This is a genomic window from Enterobacter cloacae complex sp. P38RS (genome assembly GCF_014930775.1).
Taxonomy (GTDB): Bacteria; Pseudomonadota; Gammaproteobacteria; order Enterobacterales; family Enterobacteriaceae; genus Enterobacter; species Enterobacter bugandensis.
Window position 1 is genome coordinate 77,727 of record NZ_JADBRS010000015.1, and the last position, 16,126, is coordinate 93,852.

The 16,126-nt window shown below is 58.2% G+C and carries 15 protein-coding genes; 9 read left to right on the top strand and 6 right to left on the bottom strand.

Features of this window, described 5'->3' with window-relative positions; all coding sequences use genetic code 11:
- The first annotated feature begins 4 nt into the window (after positions 1-4).
- Together IM303_RS16955 and IM303_RS16960 are read left to right on the top strand one after the other, a co-directional pair.
- Entirely contained in the window at positions 5-955 is a 951-nt protein-coding gene (locus tag IM303_RS16955; RefSeq protein WP_193052552.1) for an iron-siderophore ABC transporter substrate-binding protein, read from the top strand.
- Complete coding sequence (locus tag IM303_RS16960; protein WP_049000616.1) at positions 952-1,827, top strand: MurR/RpiR family transcriptional regulator; 876 nt, start codon at positions 952-954, stop codon at positions 1,825-1,827. The genes IM303_RS16955 and IM303_RS16960 overlap by 4 nt, the downstream gene beginning before the upstream one ends.
- 40 nt (positions 1,828-1,867) lie before the next feature.
- On the opposite strand, the gene IM303_RS16965 is transcribed toward IM303_RS16960, so the two are convergent.
- Positions 1,868-2,707, bottom strand: a complete 840-nt coding sequence (locus IM303_RS16965) for an AraC family transcriptional regulator (protein WP_049000618.1) — start codon at positions 2,705-2,707, stop codon at positions 1,868-1,870.
- A 166-nt stretch (positions 2,708-2,873) separates the two neighbouring features.
- Here IM303_RS16965 and IM303_RS16970 point away from each other — a divergent pair, with 166 nt between their 5' ends.
- From IM303_RS16970 to IM303_RS16980, 3 genes are read left to right on the top strand one after another with little or no spacing between them, the layout of a single operon-like run.
- Entirely contained in the window at positions 2,874-4,688 is a 1,815-nt protein-coding gene (locus IM303_RS16970; protein ID WP_049000620.1) for a DUF2264 domain-containing protein, read from the top strand.
- 32 nt (positions 4,689-4,720) lie between these two features.
- On the top strand, positions 4,721-5,986 hold the full coding sequence (locus IM303_RS16975; RefSeq protein ID WP_193360110.1) for an oligosaccharide MFS transporter: 1,266 nt from the start codon (positions 4,721-4,723) through the stop codon (positions 5,984-5,986).
- 17 nt (positions 5,987-6,003) lie between these two features.
- Entirely contained in the window at positions 6,004-7,191 is a 1,188-nt protein-coding gene (locus IM303_RS16980; RefSeq protein WP_193360111.1) for a glycoside hydrolase family 88 protein, read from the top strand.
- A gap of 32 nt (positions 7,192-7,223) precedes the next feature.
- On the opposite strand, the gene lysM is transcribed toward IM303_RS16980, so the two are convergent.
- The 5 genes from lysM to qseB all read right to left on the bottom strand — a co-directional run bounded on the left by lysM (position 7,224) and on the right by qseB (position 10,776).
- Entirely contained in the window at positions 7,224-7,664 is a 441-nt protein-coding gene (gene lysM / locus IM303_RS16985) for a peptidoglycan-binding protein LysM (RefSeq protein WP_028014428.1), read from the bottom strand.
- Positions 7,665-7,749: 85 nt separating this feature from the next.
- Complete coding sequence (locus tag IM303_RS16990; RefSeq protein ID WP_008502984.1) at positions 7,750-8,064, bottom strand: putative quinol monooxygenase; 315 nt, start codon at positions 8,062-8,064, stop codon at positions 7,750-7,752.
- Between the two features lie 31 nt (positions 8,065-8,095).
- Positions 8,096-8,677, bottom strand: a complete 582-nt coding sequence (locus IM303_RS16995; protein ID WP_193360112.1) for an NAD(P)H-dependent oxidoreductase — start codon at positions 8,675-8,677, stop codon at positions 8,096-8,098.
- Positions 8,678-8,782: 105 nt separating this feature from the next.
- Positions 8,783-10,120, bottom strand: coding sequence for a quorum sensing histidine kinase QseC (gene qseC, locus IM303_RS17000; RefSeq protein WP_193360113.1), 1,338 nt, complete (start codon positions 10,118-10,120; stop codon positions 8,783-8,785).
- Positions 10,117-10,776: a quorum sensing response regulator transcription factor QseB gene (gene qseB, locus IM303_RS17005; protein WP_047364588.1), complete on the bottom strand. Its 660-nt coding sequence runs from the start codon at positions 10,774-10,776 to the stop codon at positions 10,117-10,119. Before qseB ends, qseC begins: the two co-directional genes overlap by 4 nt.
- A 139-nt stretch (positions 10,777-10,915) precedes the next feature.
- On the opposite strand from qseB, the gene IM303_RS17010 reads away from it, so the two are divergent.
- The 4 genes from IM303_RS17010 to ftsP all read left to right on the top strand — a co-directional run bounded on the left by IM303_RS17010 (position 10,916) and on the right by ftsP (position 16,065).
- On the top strand, positions 10,916-11,317 hold the full coding sequence (locus tag IM303_RS17010; RefSeq protein WP_023309189.1) for a YgiW/YdeI family stress tolerance OB fold protein: 402 nt from the start codon (positions 10,916-10,918) through the stop codon (positions 11,315-11,317).
- Between the two features lie 118 nt (positions 11,318-11,435).
- The gene (gene parC / locus IM303_RS17015) at positions 11,436-13,694 is read left to right on the top strand and encodes a DNA topoisomerase IV subunit A (RefSeq protein WP_192971893.1); all 2,259 of its coding nucleotides are present in this window, start codon (positions 11,436-11,438) and stop codon (positions 13,692-13,694) included.
- A gap of 162 nt (positions 13,695-13,856) precedes the next feature.
- Entirely contained in the window at positions 13,857-14,594 is a 738-nt protein-coding gene (plsC, locus tag IM303_RS17020) for a 1-acylglycerol-3-phosphate O-acyltransferase (protein WP_193360114.1), read from the top strand.
- Positions 14,595-14,652: 58 nt separating this feature from the next.
- Positions 14,653-16,065, top strand: a complete 1,413-nt coding sequence (gene ftsP, locus IM303_RS17025; RefSeq protein ID WP_193360115.1) for a cell division protein FtsP — start codon at positions 14,653-14,655, stop codon at positions 16,063-16,065.
- The last annotated feature ends 61 nt before the right edge of the window (positions 16,066-16,126 follow it).

The window sequence follows — 16,126 nt, forward strand, 5'->3', positions numbered from 1 at the left end:
TAACATGCGCATACTGTTTTCATTGCTGTTGCTGGTGGGGTTTGCGGCGAGCGCGACCGAGCCGACGCAGACGTTTACTGACGATCTGAACCGTAAGGTGGTGGTGCCGGTGCATCCGAAACGGATCGTCTCGCTACACGACCTGGACATCACTATTCCGCTGATTGAGCTTGGCGTGCCGCCGGTGGCGAGCCATGGCCGCACCCGGCCGGACGGCAGCCATTTTCTGCGCTCCAGCGGCATGTTGACCGGCGTCGACTTCGATAATTCCGACATCAAGTTTATCGGCACTGCGGATATCGACATTGAAGCCATCGCCGCCGCAAAGCCTGACCTGATCATTACCGAGCCGACGCGAAATACCCCGGTGGAACAGCTGGAGAAAATTGCCCCGACGGTGAGTATCGATCATCTCGATGGCGGCGCACCGGAGATCTACCGCAAGCTGGCGCAACTGACGGGCACGCAGGCGCGGCTCAAGGTTCTGGAGCGGCGCTATCAGGAGCAAATTCAGGCGCTGAAAGCGACTATTGATACCCGCAAAGTGAGCGTGTCGGTGATTCAGGCCAATCAGGGGAAAATCAACGCCATGCACAGCTATCACTCGCTGGGCCGCGTGCTGCGTGATGCCGGGTTCACCTTCCCGCCGCTGATTGAGTCCATCCCGGAAGGTGGACGCATTGACGTCAGCGCCGAGCGGCTGCCGGAGCTGGATGCGGATTTCGTTTTCGCCACCTGGCGCGGGGATACGGGCGGCAAACCGCAGGATGAGCTGGAGGCGATGGATGCGGTGATGCCGGGCTGGTGTCAGTTCCTGAATGCCTGTCGCACCGGACATTACGTGCTGATCTCGCGTGAAGAGGCCATCTCGAACTCGTTCGCCTCGTTAGGGCTGATGGCCGCGCAGGTCCAGTCGCAGATTGCCGGACGTCCGCTGCCGGAGGCGTCACGATGAGCCGTAAAGTTGATCTCTTCGGCGACCGCCTCCGCTCCCGGTCGCACCAGCTCACGCCGCGCCTGCTGCAGGTGGCGCGCTATATCAATGAAAATCGTGAAGCGGTGATGGAGCAGACGGCAATGGAGATCGCGACGCTGCTGAAAACGTCGGACGCTACCGTCGTTCGCGCCATCCAGGCGCTGGGTTTCGCCGGGCTGCGCGATCTCAAGCAGACGCTGGAGCAGTGGTTTGGCCCGGTTGTGACCTCCAGCGAAAAGATCTCCACCACGGTGAATACGCTGACCAGCGACGTCAATGCGAGCATTGATTTCGTGCTGGAGGGGCATCAGCACACCTGTGAGGTGTTGTCTGAACCCCACAACCGCTTCGCGATGGCGCAGGCGGTCTCGCTGCTGGCGCAGGCGAGGCAGGTTGCCATATTTGGGATTGGCGCATCCGGGATTTTGGCCGACTACACCGCCAGGATGTTCAGCCGGATGGGGCTACCCGCCACGCCGCTTAACCGCACCGGAATAGGGCTGGCCGAGCAGCTGATAGGTCTCCAGCGCGGGGATGTGCTGATCATGATGGCGCAAAAATCCGCGCATCGGGAAGGACAGACCACGCTGCGCGAAGCGAAACGGCTGGGTATTCCCACCATTTTGCTCACCAATGCCACCGACTCGCGATTCAGCAAAGAGGCCAGCGTGGTGATCCACGTTCCGCGCGGCGGCGAGAAGGGCAAAATCCCGCTCCACGGCACGGTGCTGCTGTGCCTGGAGATGATTGTTTTATCCGTCGCCTCCACCGAGCCGCAGCGCACCATCAAGTCGATGAAGCGCATCAACGAGCTTCACCGTGGGCTAAAGCCGGGCAAGAAAAGCAGTTGATTGTCTCCCTCTTCCCGCGGGAGAGGGGCGGGTGAGGGTGTCATACCGCACGATGATTCTTCCGGTACTGCAGCGGCGTCTCGCCAATCCCCTTCTTAAATGCGCTGATAAACCAGGTCACGTCGGAAAATCCCACCCGCACAGCAATCTCCCGCACGCTCGCGTCACTGTGCAGCAGGCATTCGCACGCCTTACGCAGGCGGAGCGTGTTCAGGTAGTGGTGGATTTTCTCCCCCGTCTCCGCATGAAATTTTCGCGACACGTAGCTGCGCGATCTGCCCAGTTCCGCTGCCAGCGCGTCGAGGCGGAATTTCTCCTGATAATGCTCGTCCAGCCAGAACATCACCTGGCTGGCGATCCCCGAGCTGCTGCCCGGTGCGCCGGTACGATCGTCAGGCAACATAGCAAACAGGCTAATCAGCAGCCCGGCGATGCTTTCGCTGCTCATCGGCGGCGGATAACAGCTGAACAGATGATCGACATGGCTGTGGCAGTGTGCCAGGTCAACCACCCATGCCTCTGAGCCGCGACGCGAGAGTTTCTCCAGCCGCTGCTGCGTGTGCGGAAAATCACGCAGGCACTTCAGCACCGCGTGGTGGTCGAGGTGAATAATCGTGCGCCGGTAAATCGCTTCCGCCTGTTCGTCCACCCTGACTTTATGCAGGGTGAACGGCGGAAAGAAAAACAGGCGTCCGGGGCGCATGGTGTAGTGACGGTTATCGACAATCGCGACGCCAAACCCTTCTTCCACATAGAGAATTTCAAGACACTGATGCCAGTGGTGGTAACGCACCGTGTTAGCAAACAGGCGGCTGAACGACGCTACGGTGTCGTTTAAGGTAATGAGCTCAAGACGATCGGTTATGGGCGCGTCATGCATAGTGCAATAAAACTCAACTTTTCCCCGTCAGAAGAGATTTATAAACCACCTTTTTAAATTTTATCAACCGCAGGTTTATCGAACGTTCTCACCTGTGACGTGGCTAACATTTCTCCACCTTACGCATTCACTATGCTTGGCCGCAGTTGATGACGAGGGTGGAACTATGCGGGCGGAAAGCGAAGAAAAATCAAATCTGTTGTCTTCACGCCAGGACGTCGTGGCGTCTCTGAATACCTTACTTGGCGCGCTGGATAAGCAGTTTCCGGTAAATCATTCGCGGTTCTCGCTGGGTGATACCTGCGCGCACTACGCGACGGATATCGCGCAGATGGAGGGGCTCTCCCGCGCGCTATGGGGGCTGTTTCCGCTGTTGGCTTCGGGCGATGCTTCGCCGTTTAGCGAGAAGTACATGCAGGCCATCAGGATCGGCACCGATCCGCAAAGCCCGGGCTACTGGGGCGAAACCGATCCGTACGATCAGCGTCTGGTCGAGATGGCATCCTACGGTCTGGGGCTTTCCCTGCTGGGGAATAAACTCACCGATTGCTTCAGCGAGCGCGAGGTGATGAACCTGCGCGCGTGGCTGAATCAGATTGCCGACGCGCAGATGCCCGACAGCAACTGGAACTACTTTGCCATTATGGTCCAGCTGGGCTTCAAACGCGCCGGGCTGCCGTACGACCAGGCCGCCATCGACCATCGGTTTGCGCTGATGGAGGCCTATTACCTGGGTGATGGCTGGTATTCCGACGGCGCGGGTCGCCCGAAAGATTATTACATCTCCATGGCGTTCCACTTCTACGGCCTGATTTACGCCACTTTAAGCGGCGATGAGGCGAGGGCAGAAGTGCTGCGCGAGCGCTCGCGTCTGTTTGCGGAGGACTTTATCTACTGGTCCGCCGCGGACGGCGCGTCGGTACCGTTTGGCCGCAGCCTGACCTACCGCTTTGCGATGGTCGCCTTCTGGAGCGCGGTTGCCTTCTCTGAACTTGACGTGTTCACGCCGGGTATTGTGAAGGGCATTATCCTGCGCCATCTCCGCTGGTGGCAGCAGCGGACGATTACCGACCGGGACGGCATTCTGACCCTCGGTTTTGCCTGTCCGAACCTCGCCATGTGTGAGGACTATAACTCTCCCGGCTCGCCCTACTGGGCGCTAAAAAGCTACCTGATTCTGGCGCTGCCGGAGACGCATCCGTTCTGGCAGGCAGAAGAACAGCCGCTGCCCACGCTGGCGGAGAAGCACGTCATCCCGCACGCGCAGCAGATCCTGATGCATTCGACGAACTCTCAACACGTCACCATGCTCACCGCCGGTCAGCTAGAGCTGAACAACTACGTCAACACCGAAGCGAAATACACCAAATTTGCCTACTCCAGCCGCTTTGGCTTCACCATTGAGCGCGGGCGCTTTGGCCTGAAGCATGCGGCCTGTGATTCCATGCTGCTGCTGGCGGACGGGGATAACTATTTCCGCGGACGTCGCGAGTGCGACGCGGTGCGGGTGGATGAAAACTACATCTATTCAGGCTGGTCGCCTTGGCACGACGTGCACATCGAGACCTGGCAAATCCCCTTCGGCGAGTGGCATTTGCGCCTGCACCGCATCAACAGCGCGCGCACGCTGCAAACGGCGGAGGGCGGTTTCGCCGTGATGAAAACGGATCACCAAATCCGCGCGCGCGGCAGCTATCTGGCGGTAGAGAACGGCAGCAGTGCGATTGTCGATCTGTCGCCTTTCATTGAACGCACCCCGGACAGCATCGTCACGCCGCCGAACAGCAGCATCATGTTCCCGGAGTGCGCCTCCATTCCGCTTTTAAAAACCGATCTCCATCCGGGAGAGCGCTGGCTCTGCTGCGCCGTCATTGCCAGTGAAAAACAGAACGTTGCGGCCGCGCCGCATCTGGATATGAACCATAACCGGGTCGTAATCCGCGACCCTGGAGGCGAACGTCTGCTGTCGTTCACGTTATAAAAATTCTGACCCTACACCTCGGCGAGGATGGTATGAAAAATACATCGACAACCAACAGAACCGAATATTACAAAATCAGCAGCTTTATTTTTCTCTATTTCTTTACCTGGTCCGCGAGTATTGGCCTGCTGGCGATCTGGCTGGGTCAAAAAGCGAATCTCAGCGGGACGGTAATTGGAACCGTGTTCGCGGTGAACGGAATATTTTCCGTTATTCTCAAACCCATCTACGGCTATATTCTCGATAAAATCGGCATGAGCAAATATCTGCTCTATTTTGTGGTCGCCATGTCGGCCCTGATGGCGCCGTTTTTTATTTACGTCTATCAGCCGCTGTTAATGTCCAGCACCTTGCTGGGGATTATTATCGGCGCGCTCTATTTAAGCTTTGCCTGGTATGCGGGCGTGGCGGCGTGTGAATCCTATTCCGACCGCTTCAGCCGCTTAAACGGCATGGAGTTCGGGCAAATTCGTATGTGGGGCTCGCTCGGCTGGGCGGTGGCATCGTCCTTCTCCGGCCTGCTGTTCAACCTCTCACCGACCTATAACTTTATTATGGGCAGCGTGACGTCGATCGTGATGCTGGTTGTCCTGCTCAGCCTGAAAGTGAACACTAACTCCGTTCATGCCGATGCGGTATTGACCAAAGAGAAAATTGCCCCCACAGATGTGTATGCCCTGCTGCGTAACCGTAAGTTCTGGGCTTTTTGCCTGTATGTGGCGGGCGTGGCGTGGATGATGTTTATCGCCGAGCAGCAGTTCTCGCGCTATTTCGTCACCTTCTTTGACGATATTCATGAGGGTAACGCGGTGTTTGGCTATCTCGGCACCGTGCAGTCGGGCATAGAATTCGTAATGTATATGGTTGTCCCGCTGTTCGTTAACTTTATTGGCGCCAGGCGCGGGCTATTAATTGTCGGGCTGACCGTCGGGGCGCGTTTGATTATTTCCGGGATGTGCGACTCGCATCTGTTAATTTCCGTGCTCAAGCCGCTATACGGTATAGAAATTTGCCTGCTGCTGGTGTCGGTCTTTAAATATATTGCGGAGCATTTCGACAAGCGCGTGAACGCCACCATGTATTTACTGGGCTATCAGGCGATGCTGTACGTGGGGAACGTGGTGGTTTCCTCGCCTGCCGGATATATGTATGACCGCATCGGCTTTGAACAGACCTATATCATCATGGGGGCGACGGCGCTGATCTTTACCTTTATTTCTGCCTTTACGTTATCCGCCTGCCAGAGTAAATGGCGCGGCCCCCGCCCGCTGAACGTAGCAGAACCTTCATCACGCTGACCACAAGGAACCGAAATATGTTAAGTCGTATCAGAGAGGAACGCCTGTCTGCCATTCCTGCTCCCGTAGACTCGCGCCTGTTTAGCGATGAACTGATCTCTGCGCGTAGCCACGTCCTCGAATTGATTAGCCGTCATTTAACGGCATTCGGAGAGCTGTTCCCGGCGGAAACCTGCCGGAACGGTTATTACCCGCTGACCGACAACGTAGAGTGGACAACCAGCTTCTGGACCGGCCAGCTGTGGCTGGCGTGGGAGATGAGCGGCGAGGAGAAATTCCGCTCGATGGCGGAAAAACACGTGCGCTCCTTCGGCCTGCGCATCGCCGGGCGCAGCGACACCAACACTCATGATCTGGGCTTCCTGTACACGCTCTCCTGCGTGGCGGCCTGGCGACTCACCGGCAGCCACGAGGCGCGCGGTTTCTCCCTGCTGGCGGCTGAAGCCCTGCTGGAGCGCTTTCATGAGAAGGCGAAAATCATTCAGGCGTGGGGCGATCTTTCAGACCCGGAGCAGGCCGGACGGATGATCATCGACTGCAACATGAACCTGCCGCTGCTCTACTGGGCGACGGAGCAGACGGGGGATCCGCGCTTTGCTGACGCCGCAAAAGCGCACGTCATGCAGGCGGCGAGGTATCTCATCCGCGACGATGCCTCCACGTTCCACACCTATTATATGGACGTACAAACCGGCTCGCCGCGCTACGGCAATACCCAGCAGGGCTATGCCGATGACTCCTGCTGGTCGCGCGGGCAGGCGTGGGGGATTTACGGCTTCCTGCTGAGTTATATCTATACCGGCGACGAGACGATGATCGCCCTGTCGAAGCGGCTGGCGAACTACTTCCTCAACCGCCTCCCGGAAGACTACGTCTGCCACTGGGATCTGGCGCTGGTGGGGACCGACGCGCTGCGCGATTCGTCCTCGGCGGCGATTGCGGTGTGCGGGCTGCTGGAGCTGGTGAAGCAACTGCCCGTGACGGATCCGGACCGGGAGCGTTATCTGGAATGGGCCAAAGGCATTATGTCGTCACTGACGAAGCACTACCTGATGGGCAAAGAGGAGAAGGGCACCGGGCTGCTGAAGCACTCGGTCTATCACCTGGCGAACAACAAAGGGGTGGACGAGTGTGCGAGCTGGGGAGATTACTTCTACGTGGAGGCGCTGGTGCGCTTTACGCAGAGCTGGAAACTGTACTGGTAAAAAAGGTCGGGGGGCATCCCCCGACTCGCGGATCACGCTTTAGGAATACGCAGCGTCTGGCCGGGGTAGATTTTATCCGGGCTGGAGAGCATCGGGCGGTTAGCCTCAAAAATCTTGTTGTACTGGTTGGCATCGCCGTACACGGTTTTGGAGATAGCGCTCAGGGTGTCGCCGGATTTTACCGTGTAGTAGGTGGCTTCATCTTTGGCATCGGTCGTGGTGATGTTGTTCTCCACCTCGCTGACGCCCGCGATGTTGCCGACGGCGACCTGGATTTTTTCTTTCTGCTCCTGGGTCAGCCCGTCACCCGTCACGCTGGCCTTGCCGTCGGTAACGTTAACCTGAACTTTGTCTGAACCGGGAATGTTGAGTTTCTTGAGGTGCTCGGTGATTTTGTCGCTCTGACCTTTGTGGTCGGTCAGGTTATCCCATAGCTTTTCGCCTGCTTCTTTCACGAAGTTAAAAAGACCCATTCCATCCTCCTGTTAATCATGAAGTCAGAATAAGCATAGCAGGTCAGAGAGAATTCCCTCCCCGGAAGGAGAGGGAAGGCAGGTTTTAAACCCCTTGCTCCAGAATACGGATGTGGGTCTCCAGCACGTCACCCTTCACCGCATCGCTCCACGCTTTCATGTGCGCGGTCTGCAGGTGTGCTTCAAGGTGCGCGACGGTTTCCCACTGCTCAACCATGATAATGGAGTCTGGCGCAGTGGCCTGGAAGCTTGCGTCGGTAGCGGCGTCCACCATCGGCGCGTAGCCGTGGCAGCCTTCTTCTTTCAGTACGGTTGGGATGATTTTCGCGAACTGATCCAGCACCGCCTGGCGGTGATGTTGACCTGGACGAGTACGGATTTCTGCGATTACTGTAAGCATGGTTACTACTCCTTTAATTCCAGGCTACCAGTTAAGCAAAAATTTTCGCGAGATGCTTGCGATATTCTGCGATATAGCTCGGGACGTCAGGCATTTTAATCACGTCGTTGACGATAAAGGTCGGCAGCGGATCCATCCCCAGGAACTGGTTCGCCTTGTGGAACGGCAGATACGCGCCGTCTACGCCCACGCCTTCGAAGAACTGATCTTTTTCGGTGAAGGCTTCCAGAGGGGCGTTCCAGGTCAGGGAGAGCATATATTTTTTGCCCTGAATCAGGCCGCCGGAGCCGTATTTTTTAGAGGCATCTGAGCGGGTGCGTCCGTCGCTGGCATACAGCGAACCGTGACCTTCGGTGAAGACGTCGTCCATGTATTTTTTCACGGTCCACGGCGCGCCCATCCACCAGCCCGGCATCTGCCAGACAACCACATCGGCCCACAGGAAGTTCTGCACTTCGGCCTTCACGTCATAGTTGCTGTCCGCGCGCACGACCTTAACATCATGCCCGGCGTCGCGCAGGAAACCGTCCGCGACCTCGGTCAGGGTGTCATTCAGCTGGCCTTTAGAGTGCGCGAACTCTTTCGCGCCGTTGACAATCAGAATATTGCTCATTATTTGTCCTCGGTGATGAGAGTATGCCGGGTATTCTACGCGCGAGGACGGAGCGGAAAAATAAGCAAAATGTGCAAAGTCTTTTGCGCTAAATGCAATAATCCCTTACCAGTTAACCTTCACTTCAAAGCCGCCTTCTGGCGCATTGCCCAGCGAGACGCGCATGCCGTGCAGCGCGGCAATGCGTTTCACAATGGATAGCCCCAGCCCGCTGCCCGTGGCGTCCTGACCCGGTGGACGATAAAAGCGCTCGCCGAGACGCGCCAGCGCATCGGGCGAAATGCCCGGGCCATTGTCGCGCACGGTAACGCTACGGGTGTTCAGCGTCACGTCTACCACGCTGCCGCGCGGGCTGTAGCGGGTGGCGTTATCCAGCAGGTTGCGCGCCAGCAGGCTCAGAAGCAGCTGCTGACCCGTTCGGGTCACCTCCGGCGCGTTGATGTGCAGGCGAATATCAATACCCGCCTGCTGTGCAGAAGGATAAATATCCATTACCGCAGACTGCAGCAGGTCGGCCATCGCTATCTGTTCTACGCCGTCCAGGCTGTCCAGCGAGTCCAGGCGCGACAGGGTGAGGAGCTGATCCACCAGCCGGGAGGCGCGGTCGATACCCGCGTGCAGCTGCGCCAGCGCTTTTTCCTGCGCCTGCGGATCGTCCTGAGAAAGCTGCGCCACGTCGGTTTGCACCTTCAGCGCCGCCAGCGGGCTGCGCAGCTCGTGGGCGGCGTCGGAGGTAAAGCGGCGCTCGCGGGTCATCATCTCCTGGGTACGGGTAAAAAGATGGTTCAGCGAGTCGAGCAGGGGGCGCACTTCCGCCGGCACGCCCTGAGTGGGCAGGGCGTCGGTGGCGTCCGGCGAGCGGGAGCGCAGGGTCTGGGCCAGCTTTTTAAGGGGCTTCAGCTCCCGGCTCAGCAGGACGATCAGCAACAGCAGCATCGCCGGCAGCGCCACCAGCCACGGCGTCAGCTGCGAGCTGACCACGTCCAGCGCCATATCCTGTCGGTACTCCCACTCCTGGCCGACCACCACGCGGTATTTTCCGTCTGGCGACGTCAGCCATAAAAAGCGCCATTCATCGTTGTCATCCTGAAGCCGTCCGTCATCAAAGCCGTCACGACGATAGTGATATGGGATATCGCGCCCGTTTTCGCCGTCGTTAAGGAGCATCGTGCCGTCTGAAGCGTAAATAGCGAAGGCCAGCGCGTCATCGTCCAGATGCCCGTGTTTGGCCTTTTTCGGCACCTCGCGCATGCGCTGTGGCGCGCGGATCTCGTCCAGATCCATCGTCAGCAGCCGTTTGGCAAACAGCATCTGCTGGGTGTCGAACAGCTTATCGAGCTTGTGTGTGGTCTGCTGCCACGCCACCAGGCTGGCGGCAAACCAGGCCGTCAGAGACAGCGCTAAAAAGAGGAGCGTCAGGCGCAGCTTCAGGCTCAGCTTCATGCGTCACCCAGGGTGTAGCCGATGCCGTGCACGGTGCGGATAAACTCGCTCCCGAGCTTGCGGCGTAAATGATGGACATGGACTTCGACGGCGTTGCTGGAGACGTCATCGTCCCAGGTATAAAGCTTTTCCTCGATCAGCTTTCGCGGCAGCACCCGGCCCGCGTTGCGCATCAGCAGCTCCAGCAGGGCGAACTCTTTCGGTTTAAGCGTCAGCGTTTCGCCCTCCAGCGTGGCGACGAGGCTTGCCGGATCGAGCGTCACCTTGCCGTGGCGCAGCTCGCTGCGGGTCTGACCGTGGCTGCGGCGCACCAGCGCTTCCAGACGGGCGGCCACTTCTATCAGCGCGAACGGCTTACAGAGATAATCGTCCGCACCGAGGCGCAGCCCTTCAACGCGCTGGTTCAGCGCATCCCGCGCGGTCAGGATCAGTACCGGCTCGCTGCGGCCGCTTTCGCGCCAGGCGCGCAGGATCTCCAGACCGTCAATTCCCGGTAGGGTCAGGTCAAGCACCACGGCATCATAGGGCGCTGAGGCGAGCGCGGCCTGCCCGGTTTTCCCGTCGGTAAACCAGTCCACGCTAAAGCCCAGTTTGCTTAAGCCTGCTTTGATGCCATCGCCGATTAACCTGTCGTCTTCTACCAGTAAAATGCGCATGTTCCCTCCTTGATGCCGTCAGTAAACCCTCTGCAAGCGCCTGCTGTACAGTAAAAATAAATAAATTTTCCCCTTAAGAAGTTGTTAAGGTTTACCCTGTTTAATGGACTGCGAAACGACATTAAAGGGAGAGATGAAGATGAAAAAATTCGCTGCAATTGCTGCCATCATGATGATGACCACCGCGCCGGTCTTTGCTGCACAGGGCGGTTTTACTGGCCCATCAGCGACACAGACCCAGACGCAAACCCAGCAGGGCGGTTTTGTCGATAACAACGCCAACCTCACCACCGCGGCTAAAGTGAAAGACCTGAAGGACGATGCCTGGGTGAAGCTGCGCGGGAACATTACCGAGCGCCTGTCCGATGACCGCTACACCTTCCGCGACGAGTCCGGCACGGTGGTGGTTGAGATTGACCACAAGCGCTGGAACGGCGTGACCGTCACCCCGCAGGATAAAGTAGAGCTGCAGGGTAAAGTCGACAAAGACTGGAACGAGTTTGAAATCGACGTGAAGCAGGTTATCAAGCTGAACAAATAACCCGAAAAGGGCCGCTTATGCGGCCCTTTTTCTTTGTGACTCAATTCGTCAGATGAGGTAGTATCTGCGGCAATATTGCCTGAAACCCTTCGGTTTCTGAGTTGAGGAATCACACGTAATGAGCGATATGGCAGAGCGCCTCGCGCTACATGAATTCACGGAAAACGCCTACCTGAACTACTCCATGTACGTCATCATGGACAGGGCGTTGCCGTTTATCGGGGATGGCCTGAAGCCCGTTCAGCGCCGCATCGTCTATGCGATGTCCGAACTGGGGCTGAACGCTACCGCCAAGTTCAAGAAATCCGCCCGTACCGTCGGTGACGTGCTGGGTAAATACCATCCGCACGGCGACAGTGCCTGCTATGAAGCGATGGTGCTGATGGCCCAGCCGTTCTCTTACCGATATCCGCTGGTGGACGGGCAGGGGAACTGGGGTGCGCCGGACGATCCGAAATCCTTCGCAGCGATGCGTTATACCGAATCCCGCCTGTCCAAATACGCCGAAGTGCTGCTGGGCGAGCTGGGTCAGGGAACCGTTGACTGGGTGCCAAACTTCGACGGTACGCTGCAGGAGCCGAAGATGCTGCCTGCGCGTCTGCCGAACATCCTGCTGAACGGCACCACCGGTATCGCCGTGGGCATGGCGACGGACATTCCGCCGCACAACCTGCGTGAAGTGGCGAAAGCCGCCATCACCCTGATCGAGCAGCCAAAAACCTCGCTGGAGGAGCTGCTGGATATCGTGCAGGGGCCGGATTACCCGACCGAAGCCGAGATCATCACCTCGCGTGCAGAAATCCGCAAAATCTACCAGAACGGTCGCGGTTCCGTGCGCATGCGCGCGGTGTGGAATAAAGAGGACGGCGCCGTGGTGATCACCGCGCTGCCGCACCAGGTGTCCGGTGCGAAGGTGCTGGAGCAGATCGCCGCCCAGATGCGCAATAAAAAGCTGCCGATGGTGGACGATCTGCGCGACGAATCCGACCACGAGAACCCGACTCGTCTGGTGATCGTGCCGCGCTCTAACCGCGTGGACATGGAGCAGGTGATGAACCACCTGTTCGCCACTACCGATCTGGAAAAAAGCTACCGCATCAACCTGAATATGATTGGCCTCGACGGTCGTCCGGCGGTGAAAAACCTGCTGGAGATCCTCAGCGAGTGGCTGACATTCCGCCGCGATACGGTGCGCCGTCGTCTGAACCATCGTCTGGAGAAAGTGCTTAAGCGCCTGCATATCCTCGAAGGTTTGCTGGTGGCATTCCTCAATATCGATGAAGTGATTGAGATCATCCGTACCGAGGACGAGCCGAAGCCTGCGCTGATGTCACGCTTTGGCATCAGCGAAACCCAGGCCGAAGCGATCCTCGAACTGAAGCTGCGTCATCTCGCTAAGCTGGAAGAGATGAAGATCCGCGGCGAGCAAAGCGAGCTGGAAAAAGAGCGCGATCAGCTGCAGGCGATCCTCGCGTCCGAGCGCAAGATGAACACCCTGCTGAAGAAAGAGCTGCAGGCGGATGCCGATGCCTTCGGCGACGACCGTCGTTCTCCGCTGCACGAGCGCGAAGAAGCGAAGGCGATGAACGAGCACGACATGCAGCCGTCCGAGCCGGTGACCATTGTCCTGTCGCAGAGCGGCTGGGTGCGCAGCGCCAAAGGCCACGATATCGACGCGCCGGGTCTGAGCTACAAAGCGGGCGACAGCTTTAAGGCGGCGGTGAAAGGCAAGAGCAACCAGCCGGTGGCGTTTATCGACTCCACGGGCCGCAGCTACGCTATCGACCCGATCACGCTGCCTTCCGCGCGCGGCCAGGGCGAACCGCTCACCGGTAAGCTGACGCTGCCGCCGGGCGCAACGGTTGACCACATGCTGATGGAGGCCGACGACCAGAAGCTGCTGATGGCGTCCGATGCGGGCTACGGCTTTATCTGTACCTTTAACGACCTCGTGTCGCGTAACCGTGCCGGTAAAGCGCTGATCAGCCTGCCGGACAATGCCCGCGTGATGACACCGCTGGTGATTGAGAACGAGAGCGACATGCTGCTGGCGATCACCTCTGCCGGACGCATGCTGATGTTCCCGGTCAGCGATCTGCCGGAGCTGTCGAAAGGTAAGGGCAACAAGATCATCAACATCCCGTCGGCGGAAGCCGCGAAAGGTGAAGATGGCCTGGCGCACCTCTTCCTGCTGCCGCCGCAGAGCACGCTGACCATCCACGTTGGCAAGCGTAAAATCAAGCTTCGCCCGGAAGAGCTGCAGAAAGTGGTGGGCGAGCGCGGTCGCCGCGGTTCGCTGATGCGCGGCCTGCAGCGTATCGACCGCGTGGATATTGATTCGCCTGCGCGCAGCAGCGCGGGCGACAGCGAAGAGTAATGTCATAACACCCCCTCTGTCCGGAGGGGGTATTTCAATAAAATTTCCCGTAAAATCGTTGTTAATTCGTGCGTTGCGATTAACAATACGCGCTCGTAATAAAGTCCTTACCTGGCCACAGGTGAAGTATAATTGTCAGCTGTCAGGGCTTCAGAGGTCGCTATGCTATACATTGTTCGTCTCATTCTTACCGTTATTTACTGCATTCTGGTCTGTATTTTCGGCTCTATTTACTGCCTGTTCAGCCCGCGTAATCCGAAGCATGTTGCCACCTTTGGCCATATGTTCGGTCGCCTTGCGCCGCTGTTTGGTCTGAAGGTTGAAAAACGCCTGCCTGAAGGAGCGGAAAACTTCGGTAACGCCATCTATATCGCCAACCATCAGAACAACTACGATATGGTGACGGCCTCCAATATTGTTCTGCCTCCGACCGTGACGGTGGGGAAAAAAAGCCTGCTGTGGATCCCGTTTTTTGGCCAGCTGTACTGGCTGACCGGTAACCTGCTGATCGACCGTAACAACCGTGCAAAAGCGCACGGCACCATTGCAGAAGTGGTGAATCATTTTAAAAAGCGCCGGATCTCAATCTGGATGTTCCCGGAAGGGACGCGTAGCCGCGGGCGCGGCCTGCTGCCGTTTAAAACCGGCGCGTTTCATGCCGCAATTGCGGCAGGTGTTCCAATTATTCCCGTGTGCGTTTCCAATACTTCTAATAAGATTAATCTTAACCGCCTGAATAATGGTCTGGTGATTGTCGAAATGCTGCCACCCGTCGATACCAGCAAATACGGTAAAGACCAGGTGCGCGAACTGGCAGCACACTGCCGCGAGCTCATGGCTCTGCATATTGCGCTGCTGGATAAAGAAGTCGCAGAAAGAGAAGCCGCCGGTAAGGTTTAATTCGGCGTTAAAGGGAAAAAGAATTCCCGCGTTGTTAGTCGTTTCAGATGGAGCTTATATGTCACTCAGTCGGCGTCAGTTTATTCAGGCTTCGGGGATTGCCCTTTGTGCGGGTGCGATGCCGCTGACAGCCAGCGCCGCCGGGCAGCAGCAGCCGCTGCCCATTCCGCCGTTGATTGAATCCCGTCGCGGGCAGCCGCTTTTCCTCACGCTTCAGCGCAGCCACTGGTCCTTTACCCAGGGCACGCGCGCGCCGGTGTGGGGCATTAACGGGCGCTACCTCGGGCCGACCATCCGCGTGTGGAACGGCGATGACGTTAAGCTCATTTACAGCAACCGTACGGCTGAAAATGTCGCCATGACCATCAGCGGCTTACAGGTTCCTGGCCCTTTGATTGGCGGCGCGGCGCGAATGATGTCCCCCAACGCCGACTGGGCGCCCGTCCTGCCGATTCGCCAGAGTGCGGCAACCCTGTGGTATCACGCCAATACCCCTAACCGTACGGCGCAGCAGGTCTATAACGGTCTGGCCGGCATGTGGCTGGTGGAAGATGAGGTCAGTAAATCTCTGCCGATCCCGAACCACTACGGCGTGGACGATTTCCCGGTCATTATTCAGGACAAACGTCTGGATAACTTCGGCACGCCGGAGTACAGCGAGCCGGGCAGCGGTGGCTTTGTCGGCGATACCTTGCTGGTTAACGGCGCGCAGAGCCCGTACGTGGAAGTGTCCCGCGGCTGGGTGCGCCTGCGCCTGCTCAACGCCTCTAACTCGCGTCGCTATCAGCTGCAGATGAGCGATGGCCGTCCACTGCACGTGATCTCCGGCGACCAGGGCTTTTTACCCGCGCCGGTCTCCGTTAAACAGCTTGCGCTGGCGCCGGGTGAACGTCGTGAAATTCTGGTGGATATGACCAACGGGGACGAAGTCTCCGTCACCTGTGGTGAAGCCGCGAGCATCGTTGACCGTATTCGTGGGTTCTTTGAGCCGTCGAGCATTCTGGTCTCCACGCTGGTGCTTACTCTGCGTCCAACCGGCCTGCTGCCGCTGGTCACCGATAGCCTGCCGATGCGCCTGCTGCCGCAGGAGATCATGAGCGGCTCGCCGGTGCGCAGCCGTGATATCAGCCTGGGCGACGATCCGGGCATCAACGGCGCGCTGTGGGATGTAAATCGCATTGATATCACCGCTCAGCAGGGTACCTGGGAGCGCTGGACGGTCCGGTCAGACATGCCGCAGTCGTTCCATATTGAAGGTGTGTCATATCTGATCCGCAACGTTAATGGCGCGATGCCGTTCCCGGAAGATCGCGGCTGGAAAGATACCGTGTGGGTGGACGGCCAGGTTGAACTGCTCGTCTACTACGGTCAGCCTTCGTGGCCGCACTTCCCGTTCCTGTTCCACAGCCAGACGCTGGAGATGATGGACATGGGTTCCGTGGGGCAGATGCTGGTGAATCCGGCGCCGTAACGTGCTTTTCTCCCTCTCCCTGTGGGAGAGGGTTGGGGTGAGGGCAACAGCCCGCATAATA

What these genes read in the sequence shown, in the direction of transcription:
- lysM (WP_028014428.1), bottom strand. Translation starts at nt 7,664, where the DNA reads ATGGGTCTTTTTAACTTCGTGAAAGAAGCAGGCGAAAAGCTATGGGAT.
- plsC (WP_193360114.1), top strand. Translation starts at nt 13,857, where the DNA reads ATGCTATACATTGTTCGTCTCATTCTTACCGTTATTTACTGCATTCTG.
- IM303_RS16970 (WP_049000620.1), top strand. Translation starts at nt 2,874, where the DNA reads ATGCGGGCGGAAAGCGAAGAAAAATCAAATCTGTTGTCTTCACGCCAG.
- IM303_RS16975 (WP_193360110.1), top strand. Translation starts at nt 4,721, where the DNA reads ATGAAAAATACATCGACAACCAACAGAACCGAATATTACAAAATCAGC.
- ftsP (WP_193360115.1), top strand. Translation starts at nt 14,653, where the DNA reads ATGTCACTCAGTCGGCGTCAGTTTATTCAGGCTTCGGGGATTGCCCTT.
- qseC (WP_193360113.1), bottom strand. Translation starts at nt 10,120, where the DNA reads ATGAAGCTGAGCCTGAAGCTGCGCCTGACGCTCCTCTTTTTAGCGCTG.
- IM303_RS16980 (WP_193360111.1), top strand. Translation starts at nt 6,004, where the DNA reads ATGTTAAGTCGTATCAGAGAGGAACGCCTGTCTGCCATTCCTGCTCCC.
- IM303_RS17010 (WP_023309189.1), top strand. Translation starts at nt 10,916, where the DNA reads ATGAAAAAATTCGCTGCAATTGCTGCCATCATGATGATGACCACCGCG.
- IM303_RS16995 (WP_193360112.1), bottom strand. Translation starts at nt 8,677, where the DNA reads ATGAGCAATATTCTGATTGTCAACGGCGCGAAAGAGTTCGCGCACTCT.
- IM303_RS16965 (WP_049000618.1), bottom strand. Translation starts at nt 2,707, where the DNA reads ATGCATGACGCGCCCATAACCGATCGTCTTGAGCTCATTACCTTAAAC.
- parC (WP_192971893.1), top strand. Translation starts at nt 11,436, where the DNA reads ATGAGCGATATGGCAGAGCGCCTCGCGCTACATGAATTCACGGAAAAC.
- IM303_RS16990 (WP_008502984.1), bottom strand. Translation starts at nt 8,064, where the DNA reads ATGCTTACAGTAATCGCAGAAATCCGTACTCGTCCAGGTCAACATCAC.
- IM303_RS16955 (WP_193052552.1), top strand. Translation starts at nt 5, where the DNA reads ATGCGCATACTGTTTTCATTGCTGTTGCTGGTGGGGTTTGCGGCGAGC.
- IM303_RS16960 (WP_049000616.1), top strand. Translation starts at nt 952, where the DNA reads ATGAGCCGTAAAGTTGATCTCTTCGGCGACCGCCTCCGCTCCCGGTCG.
- qseB (WP_047364588.1), bottom strand. Translation starts at nt 10,776, where the DNA reads ATGCGCATTTTACTGGTAGAAGACGACAGGTTAATCGGCGATGGCATC.